The organism is Pseudomonas sp. D2002, from assembly GCF_013385735.1.
Classification (GTDB): Bacteria; Pseudomonadota; Gammaproteobacteria; order Pseudomonadales; family Pseudomonadaceae; genus Aquipseudomonas.
In genome coordinates, this window is sequence record NZ_JACAPL010000003.1 from 388250 (window position 1) to 400018 (window position 11769).

8 protein-coding genes are annotated in these 11769 nt (G+C 62.2%); 2 read left to right on the forward strand and 6 right to left on the reverse strand.

All coding sequences use genetic code 11. From position 1 onward, the window contains the following. Window positions 1-2: 2 nt before the first annotated feature. Window positions 3-614, reverse strand: a complete 612-nt coding sequence (locus tag HX783_RS05135; protein WP_094953058.1) for a LemA family protein — start codon at window positions 612-614, stop codon at window positions 3-5. 241 nt (window positions 615-855) lie between these two features. On the opposite strand from HX783_RS05135, the gene bglX reads away from it, so the two are divergent. After that, window positions 856-3147 carry a beta-glucosidase BglX gene (gene bglX / locus HX783_RS05140; RefSeq protein ID WP_177016186.1) on the forward strand — a complete coding sequence of 764 codons (2292 nt, stop codon included), beginning with the start codon at window positions 856-858 and terminating at the stop codon, window positions 3145-3147. A 446-nt stretch (window positions 3148-3593) separates the two neighbouring features. Further along, the gene (locus HX783_RS05145; RefSeq protein WP_256347129.1) at window positions 3594-6230 is read left to right on the forward strand and encodes an autotransporter domain-containing protein; all 2637 of its coding nucleotides are present in this window, start codon (window positions 3594-3596) and stop codon (window positions 6228-6230) included. A gap of 20 nt (window positions 6231-6250) precedes the next feature. On the opposite strand, the gene HX783_RS05150 is transcribed toward HX783_RS05145, so the two are convergent. The 5 genes from HX783_RS05150 to HX783_RS05170 form a co-directional block, all read right to left on the reverse strand. Further along, the gene (locus HX783_RS05150; RefSeq protein ID WP_177016188.1) at window positions 6251-7408 is read right to left on the reverse strand and encodes a phosphatidylserine/phosphatidylglycerophosphate/cardiolipin synthase family protein; all 1158 of its coding nucleotides are present in this window, start codon (window positions 7406-7408) and stop codon (window positions 6251-6253) included. 1 nt (window position 7409) lies between these two features. Then, complete coding sequence (locus HX783_RS05155) at window positions 7410-7991, reverse strand: YceI family protein (RefSeq protein WP_177016189.1); 582 nt, start codon at window positions 7989-7991, stop codon at window positions 7410-7412. A gap of 193 nt (window positions 7992-8184) precedes the next feature. Beyond that, the gene (locus tag HX783_RS05160; RefSeq protein ID WP_177016190.1) at window positions 8185-8955 is read right to left on the reverse strand and encodes an IclR family transcriptional regulator; all 771 of its coding nucleotides are present in this window, start codon (window positions 8953-8955) and stop codon (window positions 8185-8187) included. A 64-nt stretch (window positions 8956-9019) separates the two neighbouring features. Then, window positions 9020-10462, reverse strand: a complete 1443-nt coding sequence (locus tag HX783_RS05165; RefSeq protein ID WP_177016191.1) for an amidase — start codon at window positions 10460-10462, stop codon at window positions 9020-9022. Beyond that, a complete protein-coding gene (locus HX783_RS05170; RefSeq protein ID WP_177016192.1) occupies window positions 10459-11769 on the reverse strand; it encodes a citrate-proton symporter in 1311 nt (436 codons plus the stop codon). The genes HX783_RS05165 and HX783_RS05170 overlap by 4 nt, the downstream gene beginning before the upstream one ends.

The following is an 11769-nucleotide window of genomic DNA, read 5'->3' on the forward strand; positions in this document are numbered from 1 at the left end:
CCTTATTTGAACTTCACTTGCGGCGCTTTATCGGCGTCGGCACTGGTGGCCTCAAACGTGGCGCGGATCGGCAAGTCGCTGTACATCACGCTGTGCCACAGGCGGCCTGGGAAGGTACGGATTTCAGTGTTGTACGCCTGCACGGCCTGGATAAAGTCGCGACGGGCCACGGCAATGCGGTTTTCCGTGCCTTCAAGTTGGGACTGCAGGGCCAGGAAGTTCTGGTTGGCTTTGAGGTCCGGGTAGCGCTCGGACACCACCATCAAGCGGCTGAGGGCACCGCTCAAGCCATCCTGGGCTTGCTGGAACTGCTTGAGTTTTTCCGGGTTGTCGAGGGTACTGGCGTCGACCTGGATCGAAGTGGCCTTGGCCCGCGCTTCAATCACGGCGGTGAGGGTGTCTTGCTCATGGGCGGCGTAGCCCTTGACCACTTCTACCAGGTTGGGGATCAGGTCGGCGCGCCGTTGGTACTGGTTCTGCACCTGGCCCCAGGCCGCCTTGGCCTGTTCGTCCAGGGTCGGAATCGTGTTGATGCCGCAACCGCTCAGCACGCTGCTGATCAGTAGTAAAGCCGCGGCTTTCAAGCCCCAGCGGTAACCTTGTGCTGCTTGCATGGTGTTTCTCCTGCCCAAACTGGATGGAATTTGACGACTAACCCTATAAACCGCGCGCTTGGGGCATAATCCGCCACCACTGGATTGCGTCGAGCCAATCAGCTAAAAAGATGCCCAGCGCGAATAAGAGTTCACAAGTGTCGTGCATTTACTGCAATAACACTCGAACAACAACATATGTTCCCCACATTTTGGCAGAACAGCGCATTTTCGCTGTGCAGTGAGCCGAAAAAGGATATTCATGAAGAAGCTGTGTTTGCTCGGCCTTGTTGCCACTCTGGCCAGTCACCCCGTGTGGGCAGAAACAAAGCCTGCTGCGCTTAAAGACAAGGACGCCTTTGTCAGCGACCTGCTCAAGCAGATGACCCTGGATGAGAAGATCGGCCAGTTGCGCCTGATCAGCATCGGCCCCGAAATGCCCCGCGAGCTGATCCGCAAGGAAATCGCCGCCGGCCGCATCGGCGGCACGTTCAACTCGATCACCCGCCCGGAAAACCGTCCGATGCAGGACGCGGCCATGCGCAGCCGGTTGAAGATCCCGATGTTCTTCGCCTATGACGTGATCCACGGCCACCGCACGATTTTCCCGATCAGCCTGGCCCTGGCCTCCAGCTGGGACATGGATGCCATTGGCCGCTCCGGGCGCATCGCCGCCCAGGAAGCCGCCGCCGACAGCCTCGACATCACCTTTGCGCCGATGGTCGATATCTCCCGCGACCCGCGTTGGGGCCGTACCTCCGAAGGTTTCGGCGAAGACACCTATTTGGTCTCGCGCATCGCCGAAGTGATGGTCAAGGCCTTCCAGGGCACCAGCCCGGCCAATGCCGACAGCCTCATGGCCAGCGTCAAGCACTTCGCCCTGTACGGCGCGGTGGAAGGCGGTCGCGACTACAACGTGGTCGACATGAGCCCGGTCAAGATGTACCAGGATTACCTGCCGCCCTACCACGCGGCGATCAAGGCCGGTTCCGGTGGCGTGATGGTGGCGTTGAACTCGATCAACGGCGTACCCGCCACCGCCAACACCTGGCTGATGAACGACCTGCTGCGCAGAGACTGGGGCTTCAAAGGCCTGGCCGTCAGCGACCATGGCGCAATTGTCGAGTTGATCAAACACGGCGTGGCCAAGGACGGGCGTGAAGCCGCCAAGCTGGCGATCAAGGCCGGCATCGACATGAGCATGAACGACTCGCTGTACGGCAAGGAACTGCCCGGCCTGCTCAAGTCCGGCGAAATCGAACAAAGCGACATCGACAACGCCGTGCGCGAAGTGCTCGGCGCCAAGTACGACATGGGCCTGTTCAAGGACCCGTACCTGCGCATCGGCAAAGCCGAGGATGACCCGGCCGACACCGACGCCGAAAGCCGCCTGCACCGTAGCGACGCCCGCGATATCGCGCGCCGCAGCCTGGTGTTGCTGAAAAACCAGAACAACACCCTGCCGCTGAAAAAATCCGCGACCATCGCCCTGGTCGGCCCGCTGGCCAAGGCGCCGATCGACATGATGGGCAGCTGGGCCGCAGCCGGCAAACCGGCGCAATCGGTCACCCTGCTCGACGGCCTCAACGCGGTGATCGGCGAAAAAGGCAAAGTGATCTACGCGCGTGGCGCCAACATCACCAACGACAAGGCCGTGGTCGACTACCTCAACTTCCTCAACTTCGATGCCCCGGAAGTGGTGGATGACACCCGCTCGCCGCAGGTGCTGATTGATGAAGCGGTGAAAGCCGCGAAGAATGCCGATGTGGTGGTGGCTGCCGTGGGCGAGTCCCGTGGCATGTCCCATGAATCCTCGAGCCGCACCGACCTGAACATCCCGCAAAGCCAGCGCGACCTGATCAAGGCGTTGAAGGCCACCGGCAAACCGCTGGTGCTGGTGTTGATGAACGGCCGTCCGCTGTCGATTGTGGATGAGAACAAAGAAGCCGACGCGATCCTCGAAACCTGGTTCGCCGGCACCGAGGGCGGCAACGCCATCGCCGATGTGCTGTTCGGTGACTACAACCCATCGGGCAAGCTGCCGATCACCTTCCCGCGTTCGGTCGGGCAGATTCCCACCTACTACAACCACCTGACCATCGGCCGGCCGTTCACCCCAGGCAAGCCAGGCAACTACACCTCGCAATACTTCGATGACACCACCGGGCCGTTGTTTCCGTTCGGTTATGGCCTGAGCTACACCACGTTCAGCCTGTCGGACATGGCACTGTCGTCCACCACCCTGAACAAGACCGGCAAGCTCGACGCCAGCGTCACGCTGAAAAACACCGGCAAGGTCGACGGCGAAACCGTGGTGCAGTTGTATATCCAGGACGTGGCCGGCTCGATGATCCGCCCGATCAAGGAGCTGAAGAACTTCCAGAAGGTCATGCTCAAGGCCGGTGAAGAGCGCACGTTGCACTTCACCATCACCGAGGAAGACTTGAAGTTCTACAACACCCAGCTCAAGTTCGCCGCAGAACCGGGCGAATTCAATGTGCAGATCGGGCTCGACTCCCAGGATGTGCAACAGCAGACGTTCGAGTTGCTGTAAGGGTTGCAGCCCCCTCTTTTTAGAAGAGGGGGCGCAAACTCCGCAAAAAGTTAACTTTCACTCCTCGTTACAAGCCAAGTCCTACATCACGCTCCCGCCCCCCTCGCACACCCTGTCAGCCTCATTTTTTTGCAGGTGTGTGGACCATGTCACCCACGGAAAACGCCCGAACGGCATCCGCAAAAGCGCCCGTTCAATCATCACTCAAGCGAAATGCTCTGATCCTCTGTGTATTCGGCTGCTTGTCGGGCATGCCGGTTGAAGCCGCGAGCTATGTTGAACAAGGCCGACTGAACGATGCGGCCAGCTGGCGCAGTGAAGAGTTCAAGAGTAACTGGGGGCTGGCGGCAATCGGCGCTGACTTCGCCTACGCTCGCGGCCTGAGTGGGAAGGGGGTGCAAGTGGCCATTTACGATAGCGGCACCGACCTTCGCCACAACGAATTCATGGGAAAGGCCCACATCGGCGTTCAGATGAACGCCCCAGGGTGTAGCAGCGAAGCGCTGTTGTCGCCCAGTGAAGGCTGTTTTTTCACCGAGGGTGATCGTTCTCAAATTATATTTGAGGATGATACTTTTTCTTACATCTTTCACGGCACCCATGTGGCCGGGACGGTGGCGGCCAACCGGGAAGGTACGGGTATGCACGGCGTTGCCTACGCCAGTACCTTCAGTGCGCTGAGGTTTGCCACCAACGAGTCTGAGTATCTGTACGAAAGAACAGCAGGCCCAACTGAGATACTGGCGGCCTACGCACAACTGCATGGGCAAAATGTAAGGGTCATCAATAACAGTTGGGGCCCACCCTTCACCACGACTGACAACGAAACCGAATTGGATGCCGACCTCAAGGGGCTTGCCACATTAGCTCAGCCGTTAGGCCGAGGGTCACTGGACTATGGTTTTCTGCAGGTCTGGGCTGCCGGCAACACACAAGCGCCTAACGCGTCACCGCAAACAGCACCGGTCGCTGAACCCCTGGCCAGCCTGCCTAGAGCAAGACCTGAGTTGGAACCTTATTGGCTGAGTGTGATTAACCTGCAACAAGACCTGACGTTGAATGACGCCTCCCACCGTTGCGGGTTCAGCCAAAACTGGTGCATCGCGGCCCCCGGCACCGACATCACCTCGTCGACGATCAGCGGTGAAATTGATGTCAAGTACTCCTATGGTGCCGACGGCAGGGTCAACGGCTATACGGTCGCTGGGGATACACTTGAGTTTGGCTACAGGACCGACACCGGCACCTCCTTCGCCGCCCCCCACGTTACCGGCGGCCTGGCCCTGCTGATGGAACGCTTCCCCTACCTCGACAACCCGCAAATCCGCGACGTATTGCTCACCACCGCCACCGACCTCGGCGCGCCGGGTGTGGACGACGTCTACGGCTGGGGCCTGATGAACCTGAAAAAAGCCATCGACGGCCCCGGCCAGTTGCGCGTCGACACCTCGGTGAACATGGACCGCCCTGCCGGTGGCGCAATCGTCTGGCAAGGCGGTGCCTGGGATGATTGGCGCAACGATATCGGCGGCCCCGGTCGCCTGGAAAAAACCGGCATCGGCTGGCTGCGCCTCAGCGGCAATAACAGCTTCGCCGGGGCCACGCTCAAGCAAGGCATCCTGGAGTTGGACGGCACCAACGAGCTCAAGGGCGACGTCAACGTCGACGGCGGCGTGCTGCGCCTGAACGGTTCCCTGGACGTGGCGGGCGATTACACACAAGCCGCCGGCTCAACCCTGATGACCGGGCTGACCAGCCCGGCAGCTCCGGCCAAATTGCAGGTCCAAAACCAGGCCTCCATCAACGGTGGCTCGCTGTACCTGAGCGCGCAACCCAATCACTATTACCTGGGCCAGCGCTACAGCATCCTGCAGGCCCAAGGTGCGTTGAATGGCGAATTTACCTCGGTAGACCGCCGCGAGTTCTCGCCTTTCCTCAGCGTTTCCCAGGTCAAGCAAGGCAATAACTTACTGGTGGAGTTTGGCCGCGGTCAGTCACTGGCTTCAGCGGCGCAGACGACCAACCAACGCGCCGTCGCCAATGCTGCGGATGCGCAAGCCCAGCCCTCGCCGCTGCTGCAACGCCTGACCGCGCTGTTTCCCGAGCAGGCGCCTTCAGCCCTCGACCAGTTGAGCGGCGAACTGCATGCCAGCACCCAAGCGGTGCTGATTGAAAACAGCCGTGTCGTGCGCCAGGCCGCACTGGACCGTCAGCGCCTGGCGCAAGACAGCCGCGTCGCCGCACTCGACGCCAGGAACCAAGGCGTCTGGGTGCAACTGCCGCGTCAATCCGGCCAACTTGCAGGCGACAGCAACACCACGCGCACGGCCCACAACACCACAGGCCTGCTGCTTGGGTTTGACCACACACTCGAACAAGGCACTCGCGTGGGCGTAGTGGCGGGCAGTGGCCTTACGGATGTGCGGGCCGGTTCGCGTGGCAAAGCCAGCGTCGACACCTTCCAATTGGCCCTGCACGCCGGCCACACGTGGGACGCGTTCGGCCTGTATGGCGGCATCGCCTATGCGCAACATGAGATCGAGACAAAACGCCGCGTCAGCTTCCCCGGCGTCGAGAACCGCCTGAGCGCCAAATACGCCAGCCGCACCGTGCAGACGTTTGCCGAGGCCAACTATAAGTTCAGCCATGACGCCTGGGACTGGCAGCCGTACCTGCAACTGGCCAATGTGCAACAGCGCAGCGAAGGCTTCAAAGAGCGCGGCGGCATGGCTGCACTGAAGGGCAAACGCTCAAAGGAAAACGTCAACCTGGCCACCGGTGGCGTGCGGGTCAACCTCGACCTGGGCAAGGCGCAGATCGGCCCGTCATGGCTGAGCGTGCGCGGCGGCTTGGCCTACACCCATGCCAGCGGCGACCTGCAACCGACCACCCAGGCAGCCTGGGACGGCGGCCGCGTGATGAGTGTCAGCGGTGCGCCGTTGGATCGCCTCAGCACCCGCTTGGAATTGGGCGCCACCGCACGCCTGAGCCGCGACAGCAGTTTGGACTTCGGCTTCAGCCAACAGCGCGGTGAGCGCACGCGCGACCAAAGCGTCACGGCGCAGTACACATTGCAGTTTTAGTCAGCAAAGGCGGGGGCGCCCTACCCCCGCCGATCCAACAGGTTCACCACCAACCGATCAATCCAGCCCCACACCCGCTGCTTGACCCGCCGCCACAACGGTCGGGCCTTCCACGCCGCCAGGCTCACCGCCTGGCTCTGGGCAAAATCACGCTCGAAACTGCCGGCCACGGCCAGCGTTAACTCAGGGTCCAAGGCTTCCAGATTGGCTTCCAGGTTGAAGCGCAAATTCCAGTGATCGAAATTGCACGAGCCAATGCTGACCCAATCATCCACCAACACCATTTTGAGGTGCAGAAAGCACGGCTGGTATTCAAAAATCTGTACACCCGCACGCAGCAAACGTGGGTAGTAACGGTGCCCGGCGTAACGCACCGAAGGGTGATCGGTGCGCGGCCCGGTAAGCAACAAACGCACATCCACCCCGCGCCCGGCCGCGCGGCGCAGGGCGCGGCGCACGCTCCAGGTCGGCAGAAAATACGGCGTGGCCAGCCAAATGCGTTGCTGGCTGCTTTTCAACGCGCGAATCAACGACTGCAAAATATCGCGGTGCTGGCGGGCGTCGGCATACGCGACGCGCCCCAGGCCCGGCCCGGTCGCCGGCACCTTGGGCAGGCGCGGCAAACCGAAATGGGTGGCGGGCTTCCACTCGCGGCGCGCCGCATTGGCGTGCCACTGACGGTCGAACAACGCTTGCCAATCCAGCACCAAGGGGCCGCTGATGTGCACCATTACTTCATGCCAATCGGCCGTGTCCTGCCCCGGCGTCCAGAACTCATCCGTCACCCCGGTTCCGCCAACCACGGCGATACGCTGGTCGACCAGCAACAGCTTGCGGTGGTCGCGGTACAGGTTGCGCATCCAGCGCCGCCAGCTCAGGCGATTGTAGAAACGCAGCTCCACGCCCGCGTCGGTCAGGCGTTTACGCAACCCCAAGGTAAACGCCAGGCTGCCGTAATCATCAAACAGGCAGCGCACTCGCACGCCACGCTCGGCGGCCAGTACCAAGGCTTGCACCATGGCCTCGGCGCAGGCCCCGGCTTCCACCAGGTACAACTCCAAATCGACGTGCTGCTCGGCGCGAGCAATCGCCACCAGCATCTGCGGGAAAAAGCGTGGCCCGTCGATCAGCAACTCGAAACGGTTGGCGCTGCGCCACGGGAACACCGCGCCGCTCATCTCAACGCGCCGTAAAGATCAGTACCGCACCCACCGGCACCGACAAACTGATCGACTTCAACCCAGCCGCCTTACGCAACGCCGCCACACCCGGCGCCAAATCGAAATCCTCGGCATGCAACACCACCGGTTCCAGGGTCACCACCTGGAAACGCCGGTCATCCAGGCGCGTGGCCAGCAACTCGGCGCTGTAGGTTTGGGTCTTGCCGTGCAAGGTGACGTTCAAGGGCAGGCGCAACTCCACTTGCGCGCCGGGGGCCAAATCATTGATGGGTTGCAGGTTGATGCGTGCACTGATCAGCGCTTCGGGAAAGGCCTTGATCTGGAACAGGTCATTGCGCATCCGCTCATCGCGCAGCGGAATGCCGCTGTTGATTGACTCAAGCTCCACTTCCAGCTGCGCCGCGCCCTGGCTGTCGACCTTGCCGTGCAACACCAGGAAACGCTGCACTTCGGCGATCTCGGTGTTTTTGGTGGTGACGAACGACAGGCGTGAGGATTCGTTATCCAAGTACCAGTCGGCGTGGGCAGGCAGAGCGGCAGCCGTCAGCAGCGTGAAGGCCAGGGGTTTGACGTTGAACATAAAGACTCGTGAGGCAAAAAACCTGGACGAACCTTAACTGTGCCGGGTGCCGGGCGCAATGTAACTGACAAAGCCGATCAAGGTGGGAGCTGGCTTGCCTGCGAAAGCGGTGTGTCAGTCAGCGGGTTCATTCACTGACTGACCGCAATCGCAGGCAAGCCAGCTCCCACATTTTTTTGCTCAGCGGTGACTGTCAGGCCAGCGCCCGCTGCACATCGCGCACCGTCGCTTCAAGGCTGGCCAGATGCAGGTTCAACACGCGCTCCACCGGCGCCTGATGCATCGGCCAGTGCAACGCCATACTGCCGATCAGACGCCCATTGGCCTGCACCGGCAACGCCACCGCGCGTATCAGGAATGGCAGGCGCACCGTGTATTCCCAATAACCTTCGGTGCGCTGGCCAAACCCCTGGTGCTGGGTTTGCTCGCAGGTGTGCAACTGCTCATCGGCCGCCACATGGTCGCGGCCCGCCAGGCGTTGCACCTCTTCGGCGGGCAATTGCGTCAGGCACGCCTTGCCCATCGCCGAGTGAAACAGGCTGGCGTGCTGGCCGACGATCTGGCAATTGTTCGGATACAACTTGCGCAGCACGCTGGGGATCGCGCTTTCCATGACCTCCAGGCGCTCGCCATCAAAACAGGATAAATCCACCACCAGCCCGGTGCGCTCACTGAGTTCAAGCAGCCACGGCGCGGCGCTTTCCACCACCTGGCGCTTGAAGCGTTGCTGAGTGTCGCCGAACAAGCGCTGGGCGCGCAGGCGATAACGGCGATCGCTCAGGCCGCGATAGACCCAACCTTGCTCTTGCAGGGTCAGCAACATGCGCGACACAGTGGCCTTGGGCAGGCGCGTCAGGTAATGCAGCTCCTCCAACCCCAACGCCTGGTGTTCACCGAGCAATTCGACAATTGCCAGTGCGCGCTCAACCGACCGTACGGTGCCTGTCTCGGCGTGGCTGCCCATGTTCGATCTCCTTGGTGCCGGTGGATGATCATTGTTCACAGCAAGATACAGGCCCGGTTGCGCGTCAACTGCCCGATGCAAGGCTCGCCGGTGGCCGGCGCTGCACCCATTGGGTCAACTGTTCATGGGCGTACGCCAATTGCAGCACCGCGCGGTCGGCCTGGGCCGGGCCGATGATCTGCAGGCCCATGGGCAAGCCGCCAGGGTTGAACCCCACCGGGATACTCATGCTCGGCAGACCGGCGAGTGTCGGCCCGATCACCACCTCCATCCAGCGGTGGTAGGTGTCCATTTCGCGCCCGCCAACGAGGCGCGGCCACGCCTGTTGTGCATCGAAAGGGAACACCTGGGCGGTGGGCAGCAACAGGAAATCGTAACGCTCGAACAACTTGGCCAGGGCGCGATACCACTCGCTGCGATCCACCGACGCCTGGTACACCTGCTGGGCACTCAAGCCCAGGCCGCCCTCCACTTCCCATTGCGCCTCGGGTTTGAGCAACGCACGTTTTTGCGGGTTGGCGTAGGCCGCGCCGAGATTGCCGTGCACCAGCCAATGGCGGTGCACCAGCCAACTGCGCCATAGCCGCGCCAGGGAAAACTCTGGCTGGCAGCTTTCTACTTCACACCCCAGCGTGACGAAATCGCCAAGGGCCGATTCGCACAGGCTCAGCACGCCGTCGTCCATCGGCAGGTAACCGTTGTAATCCCCCAACCAACCCAGGCGCGTGCCTTTGAAGTCGCGCGGCAAGGGTTCGCCGAACACTGTCGGGTCGTCTTTGGATGACAACGGCACCCGCGGGTCGTAACCGGCCTGGATGCTCAGCAACCGAGCCACATCGGTCACACTGCGGCCCATCGGGCCTTCGGTGCCCAGTTGCTGCACGAACACTTCCGGCATCGGCCCGTGCGGCACGCGCCCTTGCGACGGGCGCAGGCCAAACACATTGTTGAACGCGGCCGGGTTGCGCAGCGAGCCCATCATGTCGCTGCCATCGGCCACCGGCAGCATGCGCAGCGCCAGGGCCACCGCCGCCCCGCCACTGCTGCCGCCCGCCACCAGGCGTGGGTCATAGGCATTGCCGGTGGTGCCGAACAGGGTGTTGTAGGTCTGCGAGCCGAGGCCGAATTCCGGCACGTTGGTCTTGCCGATAATGATCGCGCCGCTGGCCCGCACCCGCGCCACGCTGATTGCATCTTCGCTGGGCACATGCTCGGCAAACAACGGCGAGCCCAAGGTGGTGCGCAAGCCTTTGGTGGCGGCCAGGTCCTTGATCGCCTGGGGCATGCCATGCATCCAGCCGCGCGATTGGCCCAGGGCCAGTTCGCGATCACAGGCCCGCGCCTCGGCCAGCACGTCGTCGGCGTCGCGCAACGACACCAGCGCATTCACGCGCGGGTTAAAGCGCTGGATCTGCGCCAGGTACGCGTGCATCACGTCTTCACACGACACGTGCCGCGCATGAATCGCCCGCGACAGCTCAGTCGCGTCCCACTCAACAATGCTCAAGGCTTCACCTCACTTGAAAACGGCAGCGGCCTATTCGCCCGCGGTGCCTCCTGCATGCAGTAAGTGCCCAGCAGCGTCAGCACGCAAGCGAACAGCACGTAAAACGATGGCGCCACTGGCGTGCCCAGCACTTTGGTCAGCCAGGTGACGATCAACGGCGCAAAGCCACCGAACACCATTACCGCCACGTTATAGGCCACCGACACGCCGGTCGAGCGCACCTCGATAGGAAACTGCTCGGCCAAGGCCGTCGGCGCCGGGCCAAAGAAGCCGCCGATGGCGGTGCAGAGCAGCACTTGCATCACCAGCAAACGCTCGATGGACGGCGCAGCGGCCACCCACACATACAACGGGTAGACCATCACGAAGAAGGCCAGGGTGAAAGCCATCAACACCGGCCGCCGCCCGAGGCGATCCGAGAGCAGGCCGGACAGCGGAATCACCACGGTCATCAGCGCCACCGCAAACATCTGCACCATCAGCACTTGGTCCAGTGGCAGGCCGAGGCTTTTGTGGGCGAAGGTCGGCATGTTCACCAGCACCACGTAGAACGACACCGTCGCGCCGCAAGCCAGGCCCATCGACACCAGGATGCTGCGTCGATGCTCACGCAGCACATCCATCAAACTCGGCGCCGGGCCGGTGGCCTGTTTGCGCGCCTGGATGAATTCTTCCGGGTCTTCCATGTGCCGACGAATCCACAGCCCCACCGGGCCGATCAGCAAGCCCAATACGAACGGCACACGCCAGCCCCACAGGTCGAGGGTTTGCGGCGAAAAAAAGTGCGTGGCCAGCGCCACCATCGCCGCACCACCAAACACCGCCAGGCATTGCCCCACCAATTGCCAGGAACCATACAAGCCCTTGCGATGGGCCGGTGCACTCTCCACCAGAAACGCCGTGGCACTCGCGTATTCACCGCCGGTGGCAAAGCCTTGAAGCATGCGCGCCACCACGATCAGCAACGGCGCGCCCATGCCGATGGCGGCGTAATTGGGCGCAAAGGCGATCAGTGCGATGGACACCGTCATCAGCCGGATAATCAACTGCATCGCCGCCTTGCGGCCTTTGCGGTCGGCGTAGATACCCAGCAGGATGCCGCCCACCGGGCGCATGAAAAAGCCCACGCCGAAGGTGGCCAGGGCCATCAACAGCGAGGCGTACTCGTCCTGCGAGGGGAAAAACTGCCGGGCGATGATGCTGGCCAGAAAGCCGTAAACGATAAAGTCATACCATTCCAGCGCGTTGCCGATCACCGCCGCCACCACCTGGCGGGTGCGCGAAACACCGGGTTTTGAAATCTGCAT